The sequence below is a fragment of the Candidatus Kurthia intestinigallinarum genome, from assembly GCF_003991225.1.
GTDB classification, from domain to species: Bacteria; Bacillota; Bacilli; order Bacillales_A; family Planococcaceae; genus Kurthia; species Kurthia populi.
On record NZ_JTFC01000003.1, the window covers coordinates 36,655 to 57,796 of the forward strand.

Consider the following 21,142-nt stretch of genomic DNA (forward strand, 5'->3'; position numbering starts at 1 on the left):
ATTACATCAATCCTCTCAAGTAGATAAAGCTGAAGATGAAAATCCATACAACATCAAGGAAATGCCAGTATAGCGAGAAGATAAATGCTTTGTTCGCTGTACGAGCATTGATGCCATTACGAATAACTTGGATGATAATCGCTGTACCCCAGAATAAACCGAATGTTACGTGAGCACCGTGAGTACCAATAGTAGTCATTAATGAAGATACAAATGCACTTGTAGTAATTGTTGCACCCTCATGTACGTAAGTGAAGAATTCATCAATTTCAACAATTAAGAAGCCTAAACCTAGAATTAGCGTTAAGATGTAGAATACAACCATTGGTGTTTTACGACCAAGACGCATTGCATGTACACCTAAACCAATTAGGAATGAACTTGTTAATAATAAGAATGTTTCAATTAAAACTGGCCCTAATTCGAAAATTTCTTCTCCAGTTGGACCTGTACCTGTACGATCAGATAACGTAAAGTACACTGTAAATAATGTGGCGAATAACACGATCTCCGCACCTAGGAAAATCCAGAAACCGTAAATATTTAAGCGGTTTTGCGTAGTCGAGTATTCTAATGGTTGACTGTGATCAACGTGATGAGCCATTATTTAGCACCTCGCAATCCGCCATTTTCGTCATAGCGACGTTCTGTTTCTTCGATTTCAGCAACATGAATATGATAACCGTCATCTTTTTGGAATGAACGGTAAAGCATGAATGCTAAAGTAATTACTAAGAAGATAGCAGCTGGAATCCACTCTGCCCATACGAAGAAGAATCCCCATGCAGTCATAGCGATACCTTGCCAGAACGCACTTTGTGAGTTGTTTGGCATATGAATATCTTCAATTTTACCAGCTTGAAGGTCGCGGCCTTCTTTTTTCGCAAACCAAAACTCATCAAGACGAGTAACTGTAGGAATAACTGCGAAGTTGTAGTTTGGAGCTGGGGTGTGAACACACCATTCAAGTGAACGCGCATCCCAAGGATCTGAGCCCTCGCGTTTTGCGTAACGGAATGAATAGTAGATGTTGTAAGCAACTAAGATGAATGATACGGCTAAACCTAATGCACCAATGAATGATACCATTGATAATGGACCGTAACCTGTCGCTGCTGAATACGTGTACATACGACGAGCATAACCATCTAAACCAAGAATAAACATTGGGAAGAATGCTACGTTAAAGCTGATTGCCATAACCCAGAATGCTGCTTTACCAAGTTTTTCGTTAAGACGGAAGCCCCAGATAAGTGGCCACCAGTAGTGGTAACCCGCGAATAATGCGAATACTGTACCTGGAATTAATACATAGTGGAAGTGAGCAACTAAGAATAATGTGTTGTGATATTGATAGTCCGCACTTGCCATTGCAAGCATTACACCAGTAACCCCACCGATAGTGAAGATTGGAATAAAGCCTAAAGCGTAAAGCATTGGAGTTGTGAATGAGATTTTACCGTGGCGCATAGTTAATAACCAGTTGAAAATCTTAACCCCTGTTGGTACAGCAATTAACATTGTAGTGATTGAGAATACACCATTTGTTAATACACCGTGACCCATTGTATAGAAGTGGTGAGCCCATACTAAGAATGCAAGTGTAGAAATAACTACCATTGCTGCTACCATTGAGCCGTAACCAAATAAGTTTTTACGTGAGAACGTAGCGATAACTTCTGAGAAGATACCGAATGCTGGAAGGATTACGATGTAAACCTCAGGGTGACCCCATACCCAGAATAAGTTAGCGTAAAGCATGTCCATACCACCGTCAGACATAGCGAAGAATTTAGTACCGAATTGACGATCTAAAGTCATCATAGCCATTGTTACAGTGATAACTGGGAACGCACAAGTGATGATTAAGCTAGTGATTAAAATAGACCAAGTAAACATTGGCATTTTCATTAGTGTCATACCAGGTGCGCGCATTTTCATGATTGTCGTAATGAAGTTAATACCTGTCATTAATGTACCGAAACCAGAAATTTGGATTGACCAAGCGTAGTAGTTATTACCAACACCTGGGTTGTACTCAGGACCAGACAATGGGAAGTACCCTGTCCAACCTGCGTTTGGTGATCCACCAAAAATGAACGAAACGTTGATTAAGATGGCACCAGCTACTGTTAACCAGAAGCTTAGTAAGTTTAAGCGTGGGAACGCTACGTCACGTGCACCAATTTGAAGCGGTACAGCAACGTTCATAAGACCAATAACGAACGGCATCGCAACGAACAAAATCATTAAAAGACCGTGTGTTGTGAAGATTTCGTTATAGTGAGCAGAGTTTAATAGGCCATTCTCAGGAATCGCAGTTTGCGCACGCATTAATAATGCGTCGACGCCACCACGGAATAGCATAATAATAGCTACAAAGATATACATTACACCGATACGTTTGTGGTCAACTGTAGTTAGCCATTCACTGTATAACCAACCCCATTTTTTGAAGTAAGTTAAACCAATTACAACAGCAAGTGATGCTACTACGATACCGATGAAGGTACCAAAGACCATAGGCTCGCTTAACGGTGCAAAGATTGCGTCAAAACTCATCAATTTAGTGTGACTCCTTTCTTGCTTCTACTTTTGAGAAGATTATTATTCAGATTTTAAACCTTAGTGACTGTCTGTATGACGGTGAATGTTAAGTTTACCGTTACCAGTTTGATCAGCTTTAGATTTGTTGTAAGACTCTGCATTCATCATATCGTGGTGAGATGCTGGAGCTGGGCTGAATGATAAGTGAGTAGAAGAGAAGCTTTCGCGGCCAACGTGGGCTGCGTTAAGTAATTCGTTGAACTTTTGTTCTGTTAATTCAGGCTCAGTAGATTTTACATCTTGAGTCCATTCGTCGAATTTAGCTTGTTCCATAGCTTGTACTTCGAATTGTTGTGCTTCGAAGCCAGGACCGTTGAATAAGCTGTTACGTCCGAAGTATTCACCTGCTTCATCTGCAGCTAGGTGAATTGTTGTAGTCATGTCACTCATAGCATATTTTTGACCTGCTAATTGTGGTACCCAGAAACTTGTCATCATACCGTAAGAGTATAGACGGAATTCGATTGGGCGATCTGTTGGAATGTTCACATAGTTAACTGTTTCAATATTTTGTTCAGGATAACTGAAGTGCCATTTCCATTCAGAAGAAGATGCATAAATTACTAATGGTTCAGTATTTGCGTAATCTTCTGTTTGTGGATTTTCAACCTTTTCTAATGACCAAATTGTTACAACTGATAAGAAAGCTACGATAACGATTGGAATAGCTGTCCAAACGAATTCTAGTTTACGGTTACCTTCTTCAAAAGGAGGTTCGTAATCAGCTGGTAATTTGCTTGCGCGGTATTTTACTAATACTACTGCAAGGATAATGTACACAGCTAAAAGAATAATTACCATTGTAGCGATCGAAATTAAGATGGTAGTCGAAAGTGTACGAGCGTTCGGACCTTTCGCGTCAAATACCATCAATGGTTCACAGCCAGATAAAACTAGAGCCATAAACGCCATAACAATCGGCAAGATTAGTACTTTTTTTCTCATGTTGTACTCCCTTCTAAAACAACTATTCTACATATGTAGAATGCTGAATGGATATTGAAGTGTGTCCCCCGATATTTAGTTTGTAAGGTACAAAATAAATATGTGTGAATGCGCAGGATGATCGAATTTGTGTCCTAAATCCCCCCCAAAGCCAGTGCCTATACCTCGATTCCCTTATAATTGCAGTTCAATCAAAAAACATAGAATCAGATAGTATGTACCCTGAAATCAGGAAGTTTTAGGAAACCCAAGCTCACAAACCCTTCGCGTAGAAGTTATCAACCTCCATTACAATTCATTTTGAATTATAAACCTAAGTATACGGTAAAAAAATAGAAATATTGTCATTTTCACATTTTCTTTAAATGTTTTTGAACGTTCTGTGTACACGTTTTCAAAAAACCATTCTTTTTACACTTTTTGTGATACTTTATATTCGTTTTATATCCTTTATTTTCTTTTATTTGATAAGTTCAAATACTTTGACTTTAACTTATTCGTTAGTTCTTTTATAAGGTCAGATCGGACTTTATAAAAGAACGTAGTTTATTGCTATAAAATGAGATGCTATCTTAATAAACTGCCACAAATGTTACTAACATAGCATTAACACTCTAAAAGCTTAATATGGTATTCTTTAAAAGACCACTACATAATTTAAAAAGTGGTGATATTTGAACGGTTGTCCTTTATAGCAACTATTTAAAATCCACTAAGGAGGAATTTATATGATTTCTAAACAATTTACAATTACAGCACCCGAAGGTTTACACGCACGTCCAGCAGCAGAGTTAGTAAAAGCTGCTTCAAAATTCCAAGCAGACACGACACTTGTGTTTGATGGCAAAAACGTTAACTTAAAATCAATTCTTGGTGTTATGTCACTTGGCGTCCCAACTGGCTCTGAAATCTCAATCAATGTTGATGGCTCTGATGAAGAACTTGCTCTTCAAAAGCTAGAAGAAACATTCACAACATCTGGCCTTGGTGTAGCGAAGTAATAATTCACACTATTATAATAGAAGAAACCTTAAAAACGTTATAACCTTTTTAAGGTTTCTTTTTTATATTCTTGAACATATAATCGGTTACGGCCATTTTCTTTTGCTTGATATAAAGCCACATCTGCTTGCTTAAATAATTGTTCTAGCGTACACATCTCCTCATTTGTATAGCAAGCACCGATACTAATTGTCATATGAATGCTCTCCCCTGTTTCTCGAATAATAAATTCTTTACTCATCACAAACTTCCTTAAAACCTCTAAATCCTCTTGAATAACCTCTAAGCGATGCGGTATTAATAAAATAAACTCATCTCCCCCGTATCGAATGACATCAATATTTTGCTTTAGCTTCCATTGTACTGCTAATGAAGTTAGCCATTTGATTGCCTGGTCACCTACTAGATGACTATATGTATCATTCACTTTTTTAAATCAATATCAAAAATGACGAAAATATAATTTGTAACTTGCCATTTTTCATCTAATTACTCTTCATAAATAGACGATTTTTTATATCTATTAAACGGTCCTTATGCAATTTTCATTCGAATGCGGTGGTTGTGTCATTTGAGAAACCTTAAGTGCCTTATTCAAGCGGTCTTCATTCATAATTTGTTTAGTTAATGAATCAATTAATAATATTTGATAATAAACAAGATTTTGTTCATAACAAAACTTTTTAATTAAGACAATATATTGAGTCAAAATATCTATAATATAATACTTATTATCGGGAGAATAATACATATTATTCAAATAAAATATTTAGCTGTATCATAAAAGTCTGATAATAAGGCGTAGTACGCTTTTGCTGACTATATTTATCCATAAAAAAAAAGGCTAGTTTCCTAGCCTCATAAAAAGAAATTAGTTAAAACGAGCTTTTAATGCTTCTGCTTTATTTGTTTCTTCCCAAGGAACATTTAAATCTGTACGACCAAAGTGACCGTAAGCAGCTGTTTGTTTATAAATTGGACGACGTAAATCAAGCATTTTAATAATGCCTGCTGGACGTAGATCAAATAATTCGCGAACAGCTTCTACTAATTCAGCTTCTGAAACCGTACCTGTACCGAATGTATCAATTGAAATTGATACCGGTTGTGCAACACCAATTGCGTAAGCAAGTTGTACTTCTGCACGGTCCGCAAGACCTGAAGCAACAATATTTTTCGCAACGTAGCGAGCAGCATAAGCGCCTGAACGGTCAACTTTTGTTGCATCTTTACCAGAGAATGCACCGCCACCATGACGTGCATAACCACCGTAAGTATCTACAATGATTTTACGTCCTGTAAGACCTGCATCCCCTTTAGGTCCACCGATGACAAAACGGCCTGTTGGATTGATAAAGTATTTTGTTTGTTCATCTAATAATTCAGCAGGAACAACTTGTTTAATAACATGCTCTTTCATATCTGCTTGAATTTGCTCTAATGTTGTTTCTTCATCATGTTGTGTAGAAATAACGATTGTATCCACGCGTACTGCATGTTGTTCTTCATCATATTCTACTGTTACTTGCGTTTTACCATCTGGACGTAAATAAGCTAACTCGCCTGATTTACGAACTTCTGTTAGACGACGAGATAATTTATGTGCTAAAGAAATTGGTAGTGGCATAAGTTCCGGTGTTTCATTACAAGCGTAACCAAACATTAAACCTTGGTCACCCGCACCGATTGCTTCAATTTCTTCATCTGACATAGAACCTTCACGTGCTTCTAATGCTTGGTCTACACCTTGGGCAATGTCAGGTGATTGTTCACCTACTGCAACAAGTACAGCAAGATTTTCCGCATCGAAACCATATTTACCGCGAGTATAGCCGATTTCAGCTACTGTATCGCGAACGATGCCTTTCATATCTACATAAGTAGATGTTGTTAATTCACCTGTTACTAGTACTAAACCTGTTGTAACAGTTGTTTCACATGCAACACGTGCATTTGGATCTTTTTCTAAAACTGCATCTAAAATTGCATCTGAGATTTGGTCACAGATTTTATCTGGATGTCCTTCTGTAACACTTTCTGAAGTAAATAGTCGACGTTGAGCCATTGTATGGGTTCCTCCTATACGAGTTCGATAGATACGGTACTCATTATCCGTGTAGCACCTATTATATAGAAGAAACTTAAAAAATGAGCTGTTCTCCTACGATGCCAGCCAGCCGAAGCTGCTTTTACACGAGTATTATAGAAAGTGCCATTGGCGATTGCAATGACAATCGAAAATAAAAAAACCCTTTTCTCATAGTGTTTAATGAGGAAAGGGGTAATTTCGTAAGCACCTTTCACTCTTATCGTTCAAGGAAAATCCTTGCATCAGATTAGCACCAACGCATGCTGTGAAATACATGCAGGTTGCCGGGTTTCATTGGGCCTGACCCTCCACCAGCTCGGGATAAGAGTATCCGTTCAATTTCCAATACTAATAGATTCTATTATGAAAGTCAATCATTTAATAGCTCTGTTAAATACATGACCTATGCTATCTCTAAAATTATAAAATATTGGTCATACACAATCGTATATATGATATTTTTTATGGATAAGTATAACCTAATAAAATTATTTAATACCTGTTGTAATACAGAGCCTTAAAAAACTTATTTACAACAACTGTTATATACAATAAAACAGAATAATGCTGGTTCGAAACACCTTTTACTTCCTTTAACCATTTTGTCATATTTAAATAATTTTTATAAAAAATGATGTATTAATGTAGACTATTGATTTTAATGTGTTATACTAATTCCATAATTAATTAAAAAAAAGCCAATAAGGCATACTAAATAACATATAAATTTTAAAAAAGGATGGTACGACACATGAATTCAGTAGAAACTGCGAATGAATTAACAGAACTATTAGCTGGTCAAAATATTAAGGAACAATTATCAGTAGCACAATTAGTAGAAAAAGCGACATCTCGTAATGAAGCAATTTTAACTGCTGACGGTGCTGTTCGTGCTTTAACTGGTAAATACACTGGTCGTTCTCCTCGCGATAAATTCTTCGTTGAAGAAGATTGCTCAAAAGATAAAATTGACTGGGGGAAAGTAAACCAATCAATTTCATCAGAAGTATTTGATAACTTATATAAAAAAGTAGTAGATTACTTAAAAGCAAAAGAGGAAGTATTTGTATTCAAAGGTTTTGCTGGCGCTGATGAAGATTCTCGCTTATCAATTCGCGTTGTAAATGAATATGCTTGGCATAACCTATTCGCTCACCAATTATTCATTCGTCCTTCTCAAGAAGAGCTTGCTAACCATGTAGCAGACTTTACAATCGTTTCTGCTCCAACATTTAAAGCAGATCCTGCAGTAGATGGTACAACTTCAGAAACATTCATCATCGTATCTCTTGAAAAGAAAATTGTTTTAATCGGTGGTACTGAGTACGCTGGCGAAATGAAAAAATCAATCTTCGGTATCATGAACTACTTATTACCAGAACAAGGTATCTTCCCAATGCACTGCTCTGCTAACGTTGGTGCTGAAGGTGATGTTACATTATTCTTCGGTTTATCTGGTACTGGTAAAACAACTTTATCTGCAGATGCAGATCGTAAATTAGTTGGTGATGACGAACACGGTTGGTCTGATAAAGGTATCTTCAATATTGAAGGTGGCTGCTACGCAAAAACATTAAACTTATCAGCTGAAAAAGAACCTGAAATTTTCAATGCCATCCAATTCGGTACAGTACTTGAAAACGTTGTAGTTGATGAAGCAACTCGTATTCCTAACTATGATGATGCACAATATACACAAAACACACGTGTAGCATACCCAATTCAAAATATCGATAATATCGTTGATCCATCAGTTGCAGGTCATCCAAAAACAATCATCTTCTTAACTGCAGATGCATTTGGCGTATTACCTCCAATCTCTAAATTAACGAAAGACCAAGCAATGTACCACTTCTTATCAGGTTTCACTTCTAAAATTCCTGGTACAGAACGTGGTGTAGTAGAACCTGAACCAGCATTTTCTACATGCTTCGGTGCTCCATTCATGCCACTACATGCTACAAAATATGCTGAAATGTTAGGCCAAAAAATTGACGAGCATGAAGCAAATGTATTCTTAGTAAACACTGGCTGGTCTGGTGGTCAATATGGCGAAGGTAGCCGCATGAAACTTTCTTACACGCGTACAATGGTACGCGCTGCAATCAATGGTAAATTAGATAATGCATTCAAAAAAGAAGATAAATTCTTCGGTCTACAAATTCCATCAGAAATCGATGGCGTACCATCAAATATCTTAGATCCTCGTAACGTATGGGAAGACAAAGATAAATATGATGCAACAGCTAAAAAATTAGCTGGTATGTTCCACGAAAACTTCAAGAAATTTGGTACTGTCGCTGAAGGCATCCTAAAAAATGGTGCACCTCGCGTCTAATTTCTTGAAGAAAAACTTCGATTGACAATCAAAAAAATCATCTAAAAAAGAGCCAGAGAGTAATTACTCTCTGGCTCTTTTTATTTGTTAGTCTTGCTCATCCGGTACAAATTTCACGTCCGCTTGATGCTGATTAAAAAATTCAACGATATCTTCTGCATCACCGCGTGTTAATCGGTTAAAAGATATTTCACGACCATAATCATGAAGCTCTAAGCCTTCTTTACCCGCAACTTCATGAAAGAAAAGATTAAACCATTTTAACTTACTATCAAACGCCGCTTCTTCTGCAAAAAATTGACGTGTACGTTCATTTAAATCAATTTTAAACTCCTTTACAAGTCCTTCTGAACGCATTAAATTCGTATAGTTTTTTAATTCAGCAATTGCTGTTGTTTCTTCATTCCAACATTGGATTGTGACATACGAAAACTTATCGGTGAAATATAGCCATAAGTGATGCCAATACCAATAATTTGTATCAAAATCTTTTGTACGGTCAACGGGTGGTAATTGAATATGCACATAGCCCATCTGTTATCCCTCCTGTTGTTTCATCCAATCACAGGCATCCGCAACTACTTGACGGTTTGCTGCAACCGGAAAATAATGTGTATACTGCTCTTTATACCATGTTTCATATGATTTATGAGCTACTTTTAATGCCGCTTCTAATCGCTTCGCATGTACAATCGGTACATTATCGTCTTGTGCTCCGTGAATGATTAATACTGGACAGCTAATCTCATTGACACGAAAAAGCGGTGTACGCGCATGATATGCTTCTGGCATCTTCGTTGGTGTACCACCTACAACACGTTTTAGCATACGACGCATATCAACACGTTCCTGATAGGTGAGCGTCATATCTGAAACACCACCCCAGGTAACAACTGACGTGATATCGTGTCGTAAAATCGCTGTCCACAGTGCCATGATGCCTCCTCGAGAAAAAGCAAATACATGAACGCGTGTCGTTGAAAATTGCTTTAAAACCTCTACACCATGCACGGCATCAAAGCGGTCAACACCGCCAAATTCATCGCGTCCTTCCCCACCTCGATTTCCTCGGTAATACGGTGCAAATACAACTAACCCCTGTGCAGCAAATTCTGCGATACGCGCAGGACGCACCATACCAACTCCTTGAATGCCACCTCGTAGATACAGCATCCCATCATATTGTCCTGCTTGGTTTGGACATGCGAGCATTCCTTTTACACGAATCCCTTCAGACCAATATGTAATTTCCCGCAGTCGAATGTCAGGATTTGGCGAAGGATAGTCTCTACTGGACTCAATAGTGCCACTTATCCTCAAGTTCGCTCACCTTCTCAAGAATTTTTTTCATGCCCCCATCACGCATATGAAAGCTTAATTGCTCACAGCCTAATAATTCTTCATCTGTCATTAAAACAGCACCTTCTGTTTCATGCTTTTTATAGTTCGTATCTAAGGACGTTACATTGGCAATATATACGGCTTTACCAAATGGTGCTTTCTGTTGTACTACATACGTCGCAAGCCACATCACATCGTTAATATGTGCTCCTGTTTCTTCATATACTTCGCGTATAGCCGCTTCAATTAATGTCTCCCCTGCTTCTTGCTTACCTCCTGGAAATTCATAACCTCGTTGTGGATGCTTTGTTAATAACCAGCGTCCTTCAAATTTCGCTAGTACAAGTACATGTGTTGGATCAAATGAAAATGCGTCTTTTTTGAATGATAGGTCTACGCCATGACCATTTAAATCGGTATAGGAAAACATCTATTACCACTCCTTCATACTGTCAGTGTATCAATACTTCGCAAATAAAAAAACGGGTAAATGCCCTATTTCGCATTTACCCGTTTTTTTATACATTTAGCTTAGATTGACACATCAAAATTTTGACCAACATTTGGGTCAAGTGATGGTGTAGCAATTTGTGGCATTTGTTCGACCATTTGCGCAACAGCTGACGTTTCCATATTCATTGCCTTTTGCATAACACTCATTTGTACGGTTTGTTGGAGCTCCATTAACTGCATCGACATAATTGAACTTACATCCATGTTTCTCCCTCCCTTCACTCTTATGTTATATCGGCTTTTTAAAGCAATCGTACACAATGCTTTTTTAAAGGCTTTTCGGTATACTAACATGGACAACTATTTAGAAAGAAGAATGACGATGAAAAAACTACTTGTTGCGATCTTTCGCTTATACCAGAAAATCATTTCTCCCCTCTTCCCACCAAGCTGTCGCTTCCATCCAACCTGTTCAAATTATGGCATTGAAGCTGTCTCTCGTTTTGGTGCGATAAAAGGTGGTTACTTAACAATGAAACGAATTTTACGCTGTCAGCCATTATGTAAAGGTGGCTATGACCCCGTACCACTTGAATGGCCATCGAAAAAGAAATAATTTCGATGGTTTTTTCTTTTTCTCTTGTCAAATCGTAATCAATACGATATAGTTATTTTTGTTATTACATTCAAATCGTAATTATTACTATTTAAAAATTCAAACTATATAGGTCGGGGTGACAATATGAAAAAAACACTTTCATTTATCGTTTTAGCACTAACTGCTATCCTTTTAGCAGCTTGTGGCAATGACGATTCTAAATCTACAAATTCATCGGATAAAGTTTCGATTTATACAACCGTCTATCCACTACAATATTTCGCAGAGCAAATCGGTGGTAAACATGTTGAGGTATCATCTATTTATCCACCAGGAACGAATGAACATACATTTGAACCAACACAGCAAGACATGATGAAATTAGCAGATAGCGATTTATTTTTCTATATCGGCTTAGGTCTTGAAGGCTTTGTCGACAATGCGAAAAAAACATTAGCTAATGAAAATGTATCAATGATTGAAACAACACATGGTATTGATGAAGAGAAGCTACATGCTAGTACTGCAACACATGAACATGAACATGAAGAGGATGATCATCATCACGGCGATGTCGATCCCCATGTTTGGCTATCACCTGTTATTAGCCAAGATTTAGCATTATCAATCAAAAATGAACTTGTAAAAAAAGATACAAAGCATAAAGCAGATTACGAAAAAAATTATGATGCACTTGTTAAAAAACTACAACAATTAGATAATGATTATAAAACAATGGCAAAAGATGCAGAGACAAAAGAGTTTTACGTATCACATGCTGCATTTGGTTATATTGCTGGCACATATGGCTTAAAACAAGTATCTGTTGCTGGTTTGAACTCACAAGATGAACCATCACAAAAAGAATTAACACAAATTGTCGCACAAGCGAAAAAAGATAATATTCAGTACATTTTATTTGAGCAAAATGTTTCGTCAAAATTAGCAGCTGTTATTCAAAATGATATTGGTGCTAAAGATTTGACCGCACATAATTTAAGTGTTTTAACAAAAGAAGACATTGCAGTGAAACGCGATTACTTCTCTATTATGGAAGATAATTTAGAAACATTTAAAACAGCCTTATCAAAATAATGAACCAGAGAGCATACGAAAGTATAGGCTCTCTTTTCTTTTGACTTGAATTTATAAACGCTATCCTTTACAATGAAGGCAAGTTAAGATTAGGTTTGAGCGATTGAGAGACCATTAAAAACATATGCATTTTTGCATGTGCTTTTAATGGTCTCTTTTTTCGTATCTAAAAGGAGGAAATACGTTATGAGTACAGCTTCATCATTACAACGTTATGCAACAATTGAGGAATTACAAAACAAAGAATATGATTTGCTCGTGATTGGTGGCGGAATTACAGGATGCGGGATTGCATTAGATGCGATTTCACGTGGTTTATCTGTTGCGCTAGTAGAAATGCAGGATTTCGCTGCAGGTACATCAAGCCGTTCAACAAAATTAGTACATGGCGGTCTTCGCTACTTAAAACAATTTGAATTTAAAGAAGTAGCAGAATTAGGAAAAGAACGTGCTGTTGTTTATGAAAATGGCCCACATGTAACGACTCCTGTTTGGATGCTTTTACCATTCCATAAAGGCGGGACATTCGGTAAATTATCAACAAATGTCGGCTTACGCACGTATGATTTCCTAGCGGGCGTTAAACGCTCAGAACGTCGTTCAATGTTGTCTGCAGCTGAAACACAAGCGAAGGAGCCATTAGTGAAAACAGAAGATCTTCGCGGTGGCGGTGTCTATGTTGAATACCGTACGGATGATGCCCGCTTAACAATCGAAGTAGCGAAAGCAGCCATTCAAAGAGGAGCTGTGCTAAACAACTATACAAAAGCCGTGAACTTCACATACAATGATGCAAAACGTATTACAGGTATTATTGCAGAAGATTTAATTGGCAATAAACGCTTTACAATTCGTGCAAAAAAAGTCGTTAATGCCGCAGGACCTTGGGTTGATGATGTACGCTCAATTGAAGGAAAACAAGCTGGTAAACATTTAATTTTATCAAAAGGTGTGCATATTGTTTTTGACGAATCAAAATTCCCGCTTCACCAAGCTGTGTATTTTGATACACCAGATGGCCGTATGGTGTTTGCGATTCCGCGTAATGGGAAAACGTATGTAGGGACGACTGATACATTTTATGAAGGTGACCCACGTGATATGGATATTAAGCAAGAGGACCGCGACTATATTATGAAAGCCATTCACTATATGTTCCCTACTGTTCAAGTAACAGATGCAGATATTGAATCAAGCTGGGCTGGTGTGCGCCCACTAATCCATGAAGACGGTAAAAATCCTTCTGAAATTTCACGTAAAGATGAAGTATGGGAATCAAAATCAGGTCTTGTGACAATTGCTGGTGGTAAATTAACAGGTTATCGTAAAATGGCTGAAACAGTATTAAATACGATTGCGAAAGAATTAAAAGCAGAGTTTGGTATCGATTCTAAGCCATGTTCTACAAAACATATTCACGTATCAGGTGGCGATATTGGGGGCTCTCAAAATTTAGAAGCCTTCGTCGCACGTCGTACGGAAAAAGGTATGGAGCTTGGCTTATCAGCAGCAGAAGCAAGTCATCTTGCCCATCATTATGGTGCAAATGTTGATATGGTGTTTAGCTATGCACAAAAACGTCATGAAACCATCCCACAAGGCTTATATGCACAACTTTTATATGGCATTCATCACGAAATGGTCGTGCACCCAAATGATTTTCTGATTCGTCGAACAGCGAATATGTTCTTTAATATCGCAGACGTCAAAGCTCATAAGGACGCGATTTTAGACGAAATGACCTCTTTATTGAACTGGTCTGTTGAACAACGCGAATGTTTCACAGCTGATTTAACAAAAGAAATTACTCGCGCCACTACTGCGTTATAATAAAACTAGTAGCTAATGAGAGAATCACGTCATTGCGTGGTTCTCTTTTTTACTAGATAGAAAAGAGGGTTTCCTATGCACTTTAATAACCAACAAATTATACCGGCAGCACGAACAGTCAAACAATTTGATCAAGTCCTTAAAAGTCCATTTGAATACATTGTGCTACTTGAAGTTCATATTAGTCATTTATTGTCGCTCAAACGAGAAGCAGAACGACATCATAAAAAATTAATTATTCATGCTGATTTAATTCATGGTTTAAAAACGGATAATTTTGCGGCCGATTTTTTATGTAATGATATACGCCCTGCTGGCATTATCTCAACGCGTTCAAATATGCTAATCAAAGCAAAAGCACGCGGCATTATCGCTATCCAACGCGTATTTTTAATTGATACCATTGCACTTGAAAAAAGCTATTCCATGATAGATACAGCGAAGCCCGATTATATCGAACTGCTTCCTGGCATTATTCCATCGATGATTTCTGAAATTCATCAGCATACAAAAATCCCAGTTATTACGGGTGGATTAATCCGTGAAAAAGCAAATGTAGAGGAAGCGCTTACAGCTGGAGCTGTTGCTGTAACAACATCCAACAAGGAATTATGGCAAACTTTCGTAAAATAGTTGACTGTGTACCATTTTTTCTCTAAAATGTAATTAAGTTCATAAGTACGTGATTAGGTTTAGGAGTTCACATGTAGATAGCCGTGCACATTTGCGGTCTGTTTAATGTGAACTCCTTTTTCTATTTCATGGCGATTACAAAGGGGGAACTTTTATGTCAACATTCACAGCCGAATTAGTCGGCACGATGCTCTTAATTTTATTTGGGGGCGGCGTCGTAGCAGGTGTATCTCTACATAAATCTAAGGGTCTTGGCGGTGGCTGGATGGTCATCACATTTGCATGGGGTCTTGCAGTAGCCATGGCTGCTTATGCAGTTGGTGGTATTAGTGGTGCACATTTAAATCCGGCACTAACACTTGGTCTTGCAGCAATCGGTAACTTCCCGTGGGCTGATGTCCCAATGTACATTTTAGCACAGCTTATTGGTGCCATTTTAGGTGCCATTTTAGTATACTTCATGTACTTGCCCCATTGGAAAGGTACAACGGATCCAGAAGCAAAACTTGGTGTCTTCGCAACAATGCCAGCTATCAATCACCCGCTATCTAATTTAATTGCTGAAATGATTGGTACATTCGCACTTGTACTTGGCATTTTAGCGCTCGGTACAAATGAAATTGTCGATGGTTTAAATCCATTTTTAGTTGGGATGTTAATTGTCGTAATTGGGATGGCACTTGGTGGGCCAACGGGTTATGCGATTAACCCTGCTCGTGATTTAGGACCGCGTATTGCACATGCGATTTTACCGATTCCAGGAAAACGCGACTCAGGCTGGTCTTACGCATGGGTACCGATTGTTGGTCCAATTGTTGGTGGTGTATTCGGTGCACTATTTTTCCAACAAATCTTTGAAGGAAAAAATTCAATCGCATTTTGGATTTTCGCCATTATTGTATTAGCCATTTTCATCGGTGCACAAATGACCATTAAAAACGTAAAAGACGAAGACTAACGTATATTCGGAGGGATTTATAATGACAGAAAAAAAATACATTTTAGCAATTGATCAAGGAACAACAAGCTCTCGTGCTATTTTATTTAATCATGACGGAACGATTTTCCATACGTATCAACAAGAATTTCCGCAATACTTCCCACAATCTGGCTGGGTAGAACATAATGCAGAGGAAATTTGGTCATCTGTTCTTTCGTGTATTGCTACTGTATTATCAGATAAGCATGTTTCTGCTACACAAATTGCTGGTATCGGTATTACGAACCAACGTGAGACAACGGTTGTATGGGACAAACATACAGGGAAGCCAATATACAATGCGATTGTCTGGCAATCACGTCAAACAGCAGATATTTGTGATGATTTAAAAGAAAACGGTTACAATGAGTTATTCCGTGATAAAACAGGTTTATTAATTGATGCCTACTTCTCAGGTACAAAGGTAAAATGGATTTTAGATAATGTCGAAGGCGCTCGTGAAAAAGCTGAAGCTGGTGATTTATTATTCGGTACGATGGATACATGGATCATTTGGAAACTCACAAATGGTGCTGTTCACGTTACCGATTATTCAAATGCCTCTCGTACGTTAATGTACAATATTTATGATTTAACATGGGATCAAGAATTACTTGATATCTTAGGTGTTCCCGCTTCCATGCTTCCAGATGTCCGCCCTTCTTCTGAAGTATATGGCCATACAGCTGATGCACAGTTCTTCGGACAAAATGTACCAATTGCTGGTGCTGCTGGTGACCAACAAGCTGCCCTATTTGGACAAGCTTGCTTTGATGAAGGTATGGTGAAAAACACATATGGTACAGGCTGCTTTATGTTAATGAATACGGGTGAAAAAGCGGTAAAATCAACAAATGGCTTATTAACAACGCTTGCTTGGGGTCTAGATGGCAAAGTAACTTATGCATTAGAAGGTAGTATTTTTGTTGCGGGCTCTGCCATTCAATGGCTACGTGATGGCTTGCGTATGTTCCGACACGCAAAAGATTCAGAAGCGTATGCAGCACGTGTCGATTCAACAGAGGGCGTTTATGTCGTTCCTGCCTTTGTAGGATTAGGCACACCATACTGGGATTCTGACGTACGTGGCGCTGTATTTGGTTTAACACGTGGTACATCAAAAGAGCATTTTGTACGCGCAACAATTGAATCACTCGCTTATCAAACGAAGGATGTTTTAGACGCGATGGAAGCAGATTCAGGCATTCCATTAACAAAACTTCGTGTAGATGGTGGCGCAGTAGAAAATAACTTCTTAATGCAGTTCCAATCAGACTTATTAAATGTACCAGTTGACCGTCCTGTAATTAATGAAACGACAGCTCTTGGCGCCGCATACTTAGCGGGTCTTGCAGTTGGCTTCTGGAATTCAACAGATGACATTGCAAAATACTGGAACTTAAACAAACAATTCACCCCAGCAATGGCTGTTGATAAACGCGACAAATTATATGACGGCTGGAAAAAAGCTGTACACGCTGCACAAGCATTTAAATAATTCATCTAAGGGTGGCCATGTGCCGCTCTTTTTTTATGCGCGAAACCATAGAGCAATTTGAAAATAAAGTGCATCGCGGAATACAGTTGGATCGAGTCCCGTTTGCTCTTTAATTTTTTCTAAACGGTAACTAAGTGTATGCCGATGAATTTGTAAAGCTTCAGCTGTTTTAATCAATTGTAAATCATTTGCTAAAAATACTTCGATTGTTTCAAGAAATTTTTGCGATAACATTCCAATAGTATTTTGTGTATAACGAAGCATTTCTTTTGATTGTGGTGCTTTAAATAGTGAATAAATCTCTACATCATCAAACACATTAAAAATAGTTGCAGGATCCCCGTATTGTAAAGCAATTGATGCAGTATCTGCCGCATAGCGAAGTTCTTCAATTTGTTCAACTTCTTGCCCAATGCCTATACGAAGCTGAAAATAACGACTTAATGTTGGTTGAATTTGACGCAATATATGCATCACTGCTTCCTTGTTGTAGCCCACCATAATACAAACATACACTTCTTTTTCAAGTGCTCCATAAACTACATTGTCTGGTAATACATCATCCAAAAAATGAATAAATGTTTGATAAGCTAGTTGCTTCTGAATCGTTGACATTTTAACAACAACATACGGTGCTTTTTTTTGAATATGTAATTTATCAAAACGCTTTAACAATTGCGCATCTTCTACTTGCCCTGATAAAAGTTGTTCTAACGTTACTTGATGCATTTTTTCATGCCATGCACTTTGCTCTGTTAAAAAAGCTTGATGTACCATCATCTCTGTGGTCAATTGAACAAGTGTAGCAATTTCTTCTAATTCTTCGACGATACCTGTAATACCAACAACACAAACTACCTCTTCATTATAAAAAATAGGGAGGTTAATTCCCTCTTTTGCGTAGGCAAAGCAGTGTTCATTCTCCGCTGTAATACGTAGTACTTCACCTGTTTGCGCCACATATTTGGCCCCTTCATGAATATGATCAATACGTAGTTTATCTCCTGATGCCAAAATAAATCCATCTGTATGCATCACATTAATATTACGGTGTAAACGATTCATCGTCTGTTCAACAATATGAATCGCTAATTGCTTTGAAATCATGTTATCACTCCACTATGTATAAAATAATAGCTGTTATATAGCATTAAATTTAGACGCTATGTATAATGTTTTATCACATTAATGTCATTATAATACATGTAAGCGTTTTAATTAAGGAGGTTAATGATGAAAATTATTGTGAGTCCGGATTCATTTAAAGGTTCACTTGATGCTGAAACGGTTGCCGAAACCATTTGTTCAACGATTAAACAGGTACATCCAACATTTAATGTTACCGCACTACCAGTTGCTGATGGTGGTGAAGGTACACTGGAATCGTTAGTTAAAGCAACAAATGGACACTTCATTCATACAACTGCACAAAATCCATTACAGCAAAATATCGAGACCTATTATGGGGTTTTAGGTCTTGAACAACGCTATATGATTGAAATGGCAAAAGTATCTGGTTTACCACTCATCCACCAACATGAACGAAATCCTTTATTAACTACCACTTATGGTACGGGTGAATTAATTCGTCATGCGCTCGACCAAGGAGCACGTGACTTCATTATTGGCATTGGGGGTAGTGCCACAAATGATGGTGGACTCGGCATGCTACGAGCACTTGGTATGAAGTTTTATGATGCCATGCAGCATGAAATTACAGTGCCACGCGATTTACATTTGCTTTCTAGTATTGATGACCGTGCATTTGATACACGAATTGCCGAATGTCACTTTACGATTGCCTGTGATGTGGACAATCCATTTGTCGGCCCAAATGGTGCAAGCGCAGTATTTGGGCCACAAAAAGGCGCTACAGAAGAAATGGTCAAACAATTAGATGCCAATTTAACACATTTTGCAGATGTCATTGCTGCAAGTGGCCGCATCAAACTACATACAGTGGCAGGCGCAGGTGCTGCGGGTGGATTAGGTGGCGCATTCCTTGCTTTCTTCCCTGCTACGTTACAATCTGGCATTGATGTCGTACTTGATGCGATTCATTTTGATGACATCATTAGCGATGCCGATATGGTCATTACGGGGGAAGGAAAATCCGACATTCAAACATTGGCAGGTAAAGCAGCGATGGGGATTTTAAAACGTGCGAAGAAGCATGATGTACGAACAATCTTATTATCTGCCATCATTGAGGACCGGAAAGAATTGGCACAGCATTTTTCTGAGATATACGCGATTGTAGAAGGGGATGTCACAGCAACGATGTCACTGAATCATCCAGTAGAGCATTTATCAAATAAAGTACGTGAAATTATGGAGATTTTTAAGGGGGAATAACGCATGATTTTTGCGATTATTATTATTGGGGTTTTGTTCATTGTTATTTCATCAGCTAAATTTAAATTACATCCTTTTTTAGGATTAATTATTGCCGCTTTACTCGTTGGCATTGCCTCGGGTATGCCATTAGCAGATGTCGTCACAAATATTAATGAAGGCTTTGGCGGCTTGATGACGAGTATTGGGATTATTATTGTGGCCGGGACAATTATTGGGACCATTTTAGAACGCTCGGGTGCAGCATATCGTATGGCAGAAGTCGTATTGCGTATTGTCGGACCAAAGCATCCACAACTAGCTATGTCACTTATCGGTTATGTTGTATCCATTCCTGTATTTTGCGATTCTGGCTATATTATTTTATCAAGTTTACAAAAATCTTTAGCGAAGCGTGCAGCTGTACCACTTGCCACAATGGCAGTCGCACTTTCAACTGGCTTGTTTGCAACACATACACTTGTACCGCCAACACCTGGACCGATTGCTGCCGCTGGTAATATCGGCGCAACCAATTATTTAGGTACGATTATTGTAATTGGTTTATTAGTAGCCATCCCTGTGACCCTTGTTGGTTATTTATGGGCGGTTTATGCAGGAAGAAAAGTAGTTGTTCGAGCGGATAATGAGCCTGCACTTGATTATGAAGAGGTGATTAAATCTTTTGGTAAAATGCCTTCTACATTCAAATCATTTTTACCGATTGTTTTACCGATTGTTTTAATTGCGATTGGTTCAATTGCTACGATGACAATGTCAGCGGATTCATCTCTAACAACGCTACTTGTATTTTTTGGTTCTCCTACAATTGCACTCTTATGTGGTGTAGCTGCAGCCTTTTTATTACTACCTGAAATGAACGAAACTACATTAAATGACTGGATTGCAGACAGTTTAAAAGATGCTGCACCAATTCTTCTTGTGACAGGGGCTGGTGGCGCATTCGGTACTGTTATTAAAAATACGTCTATCTCTGATACGTTGCAAAATATGGATTTCAGTTCATTAACGGGCGCATTATTTTTACTCGTGCCATTCTTAATTGCTGCTGCTTTAAAAACGGCACAAGGTTCTTCTACCGCTTCACTTGTTATTACTTCTTCCCTTGTTGCGCCAATGCTCGTTACAATGGGAATTGAAGGTGCTGTACCACTTGCATTGGTCGTAATGGCTTTAGGTGCTGGTGCGATGACCGTTTCTCATGTTAATGATAGCTTTTTCTGGGTCGTAACACAGTTTAGCGGTATGGATGTAAAAGATGCGTATAAAACACATACGGTTGCCACATTACTGCAAGGTCTGACTGCATTAATCATTTCCATGTTATTGTGGCTATTACTCGTTTAATTAAAATAAAAAAAGAGACTGGGACAAAACAC

20 protein-coding genes and 1 riboswitch are annotated in these 21,142 nt (G+C 38.1%); of the genes, 10 read left to right on the plus strand and 10 right to left on the minus strand.

What is annotated here, in order from left to right; all coding sequences use genetic code 11:
* Position 1 precedes the first annotated feature (1 nt).
* The 3 genes from QI30_RS00545 to qoxA form a co-directional block, all read right to left on the minus strand.
* Entirely contained in the window at positions 2–604 is a 603-nt protein-coding gene (locus tag QI30_RS00545; RefSeq protein ID WP_126989018.1) for a cytochrome c oxidase subunit 3, read from the minus strand.
* Entirely contained in the window at positions 604–2,562 is a 1,959-nt protein-coding gene (gene qoxB, locus QI30_RS00550) for a cytochrome aa3 quinol oxidase subunit I (RefSeq protein WP_126989048.1), read from the minus strand. Before qoxB ends, QI30_RS00545 begins: the two co-directional genes overlap by 1 nt.
* Before the next feature lie 63 nt (positions 2,563–2,625).
* Positions 2,626–3,552 carry a cytochrome aa3 quinol oxidase subunit II gene (qoxA, locus tag QI30_RS00555; protein ID WP_126989019.1) on the minus strand — a complete coding sequence of 309 codons (927 nt, stop codon included), beginning with the start codon at positions 3,550–3,552 and terminating at the stop codon, positions 2,626–2,628.
* Positions 3,553–4,280: 728 nt separating this feature from the next.
* On the opposite strand from qoxA, the gene QI30_RS00560 reads away from it, so the two are divergent.
* A complete protein-coding gene (locus QI30_RS00560; RefSeq protein ID WP_126989020.1) occupies positions 4,281–4,553 on the plus strand; it encodes a phosphocarrier protein HPr in 273 nt (90 codons plus the stop codon).
* Between the two features lie 38 nt (positions 4,554–4,591).
* Here the strand turns inward: QI30_RS00560 and QI30_RS00565 are convergent, their stop codons facing one another.
* Positions 4,592–4,981, minus strand: a complete 390-nt coding sequence (locus tag QI30_RS00565; RefSeq protein WP_126989021.1) for a GGDEF domain-containing protein — start codon at positions 4,979–4,981, stop codon at positions 4,592–4,594.
* Between the two features lie 444 nt (positions 4,982–5,425).
* The gene (gene metK, locus QI30_RS00570) at positions 5,426–6,619 is read right to left on the minus strand and encodes a methionine adenosyltransferase (RefSeq protein WP_126989022.1); all 1,194 of its coding nucleotides are present in this window, start codon (positions 6,617–6,619) and stop codon (positions 5,426–5,428) included.
* Positions 6,620–6,857: 238 nt separating this feature from the next.
* A riboswitch (SAM riboswitch) is annotated at positions 6,858–6,971 on the minus strand.
* 423 nt (positions 6,972–7,394) lie between these two features.
* Between metK and pckA the strand changes: the two genes are divergently transcribed.
* Positions 7,395–8,981: a phosphoenolpyruvate carboxykinase (ATP) gene (gene pckA / locus QI30_RS00575; protein ID WP_126989023.1), complete on the plus strand. Its 1,587-nt coding sequence runs from the start codon at positions 7,395–7,397 to the stop codon at positions 8,979–8,981.
* A gap of 87 nt (positions 8,982–9,068) precedes the next feature.
* Here pckA and QI30_RS00580 read toward each other — a convergent pair whose 3' ends face one another.
* From QI30_RS00580 to QI30_RS00595, 4 genes are all read right to left on the minus strand, one after another.
* A complete protein-coding gene (locus QI30_RS00580; protein WP_126989024.1) occupies positions 9,069–9,515 on the minus strand; it encodes a hypothetical protein in 447 nt (148 codons plus the stop codon).
* Positions 9,516–9,518: 3 nt separating this feature from the next.
* Positions 9,519–10,301, minus strand: coding sequence for an alpha/beta hydrolase family protein (locus QI30_RS00585; protein ID WP_126989025.1), 783 nt, complete (start codon positions 10,299–10,301; stop codon positions 9,519–9,521).
* Positions 10,279–10,752, minus strand: a complete 474-nt coding sequence (gene ytkD, locus QI30_RS00590; protein ID WP_126989026.1) for an RNA deprotection pyrophosphohydrolase — start codon at positions 10,750–10,752, stop codon at positions 10,279–10,281. The genes QI30_RS00585 and ytkD overlap by 23 nt, the downstream gene beginning before the upstream one ends.
* 101 nt (positions 10,753–10,853) lie before the next feature.
* Entirely contained in the window at positions 10,854–11,039 is a 186-nt protein-coding gene (locus QI30_RS00595) for a YjfB family protein (RefSeq protein WP_126989027.1), read from the minus strand.
* Between the two features lie 118 nt (positions 11,040–11,157).
* Between QI30_RS00595 and yidD the strand changes: the two genes are divergently transcribed.
* From yidD to glpK, 6 genes are all read left to right on the plus strand, one after another.
* The gene (yidD, locus tag QI30_RS00600; RefSeq protein WP_126989028.1) at positions 11,158–11,391 is read left to right on the plus strand and encodes a membrane protein insertion efficiency factor YidD; all 234 of its coding nucleotides are present in this window, start codon (positions 11,158–11,160) and stop codon (positions 11,389–11,391) included.
* Positions 11,392–11,517: 126 nt separating this feature from the next.
* Positions 11,518–12,468: a metal ABC transporter solute-binding protein, Zn/Mn family gene (locus tag QI30_RS00605; RefSeq protein WP_126989029.1), complete on the plus strand. Its 951-nt coding sequence runs from the start codon at positions 11,518–11,520 to the stop codon at positions 12,466–12,468.
* A 186-nt stretch (positions 12,469–12,654) separates the two neighbouring features.
* Positions 12,655–14,298 carry a glycerol-3-phosphate dehydrogenase/oxidase gene (locus QI30_RS00610; RefSeq protein ID WP_126989030.1) on the plus strand — a complete coding sequence of 548 codons (1,644 nt, stop codon included), beginning with the start codon at positions 12,655–12,657 and terminating at the stop codon, positions 14,296–14,298.
* A 75-nt stretch (positions 14,299–14,373) separates the two neighbouring features.
* Positions 14,374–14,931, plus strand: a complete 558-nt coding sequence (locus QI30_RS00615) for a glycerol-3-phosphate responsive antiterminator (protein ID WP_126989031.1) — start codon at positions 14,374–14,376, stop codon at positions 14,929–14,931.
* Positions 14,932–15,085: 154 nt separating this feature from the next.
* Positions 15,086–15,889, plus strand: a complete 804-nt coding sequence (locus QI30_RS00620; RefSeq protein WP_126989032.1) for an MIP/aquaporin family protein — start codon at positions 15,086–15,088, stop codon at positions 15,887–15,889.
* 22 nt (positions 15,890–15,911) lie between these two features.
* A complete protein-coding gene (gene glpK / locus QI30_RS00625) occupies positions 15,912–17,408 on the plus strand; it encodes a glycerol kinase GlpK (protein WP_126989033.1) in 1,497 nt (498 codons plus the stop codon).
* Between the two features lie 33 nt (positions 17,409–17,441).
* Here glpK and QI30_RS00630 read toward each other — a convergent pair whose 3' ends face one another.
* On the minus strand, positions 17,442–18,515 hold the full coding sequence (locus tag QI30_RS00630; protein ID WP_126989034.1) for a CdaR family transcriptional regulator: 1,074 nt from the start codon (positions 18,513–18,515) through the stop codon (positions 17,442–17,444).
* Between the two features lie 123 nt (positions 18,516–18,638).
* Between QI30_RS00630 and QI30_RS00635 the strand changes: the two genes are divergently transcribed.
* The gene (locus tag QI30_RS00635; protein WP_233600490.1) at positions 18,639–19,763 is read left to right on the plus strand and encodes a glycerate kinase; all 1,125 of its coding nucleotides are present in this window, start codon (positions 18,639–18,641) and stop codon (positions 19,761–19,763) included.
* A gap of 3 nt (positions 19,764–19,766) precedes the next feature.
* A complete protein-coding gene (locus QI30_RS00640) occupies positions 19,767–21,110 on the plus strand; it encodes a GntP family permease (protein ID WP_126989036.1) in 1,344 nt (447 codons plus the stop codon).
* The last annotated feature ends 32 nt before the right edge of the window (positions 21,111–21,142 follow it).

Bases quoted from the DNA above. Each gene is read 5' to 3' on its own strand.
- metK (WP_126989022.1), bottom strand. From the start codon at position 6,619: ATGGCTCAACGTCGACTATTTACTTCAGAAAGTGTTACAGAAGGACAT.
- QI30_RS00545 (WP_126989018.1), bottom strand. From the start codon at position 604: ATGGCTCATCACGTTGATCACAGTCAACCATTAGAATACTCGACTACG.
- qoxB (WP_126989048.1), bottom strand. From the start codon at position 2,562: ATGAGTTTTGACGCAATCTTTGCACCGTTAAGCGAGCCTATGGTCTTT.
- QI30_RS00640 (WP_126989036.1), top strand. From the start codon at position 19,767: ATGATTTTTGCGATTATTATTATTGGGGTTTTGTTCATTGTTATTTCA.
- QI30_RS00580 (WP_126989024.1), bottom strand. From the start codon at position 9,515: ATGGGCTATGTGCATATTCAATTACCACCCGTTGACCGTACAAAAGAT.
- QI30_RS00620 (WP_126989032.1), top strand. From the start codon at position 15,086: ATGTCAACATTCACAGCCGAATTAGTCGGCACGATGCTCTTAATTTTA.
- ytkD (WP_126989026.1), bottom strand. From the start codon at position 10,752: ATGTTTTCCTATACCGATTTAAATGGTCATGGCGTAGACCTATCATTC.
- QI30_RS00615 (WP_126989031.1), top strand. From the start codon at position 14,374: ATGCACTTTAATAACCAACAAATTATACCGGCAGCACGAACAGTCAAA.
- qoxA (WP_126989019.1), bottom strand. From the start codon at position 3,552: ATGAGAAAAAAAGTACTAATCTTGCCGATTGTTATGGCGTTTATGGCT.
- QI30_RS00630 (WP_126989034.1), bottom strand. From the start codon at position 18,515: ATGATTTCAAAGCAATTAGCGATTCATATTGTTGAACAGACGATGAAT.
- QI30_RS00610 (WP_126989030.1), top strand. From the start codon at position 12,655: ATGAGTACAGCTTCATCATTACAACGTTATGCAACAATTGAGGAATTA.
- yidD (WP_126989028.1), top strand. From the start codon at position 11,158: ATGAAAAAACTACTTGTTGCGATCTTTCGCTTATACCAGAAAATCATT.
- QI30_RS00605 (WP_126989029.1), top strand. From the start codon at position 11,518: ATGAAAAAAACACTTTCATTTATCGTTTTAGCACTAACTGCTATCCTT.
- QI30_RS00560 (WP_126989020.1), top strand. From the start codon at position 4,281: ATGATTTCTAAACAATTTACAATTACAGCACCCGAAGGTTTACACGCA.
- QI30_RS00635 (WP_233600490.1), top strand. From the start codon at position 18,639: ATGATGAAAATTATTGTGAGTCCGGATTCATTTAAAGGTTCACTTGAT.
- glpK (WP_126989033.1), top strand. From the start codon at position 15,912: ATGACAGAAAAAAAATACATTTTAGCAATTGATCAAGGAACAACAAGC.
- QI30_RS00595 (WP_126989027.1), bottom strand. From the start codon at position 11,039: ATGGATGTAAGTTCAATTATGTCGATGCAGTTAATGGAGCTCCAACAA.
- pckA (WP_126989023.1), top strand. From the start codon at position 7,395: ATGAATTCAGTAGAAACTGCGAATGAATTAACAGAACTATTAGCTGGT.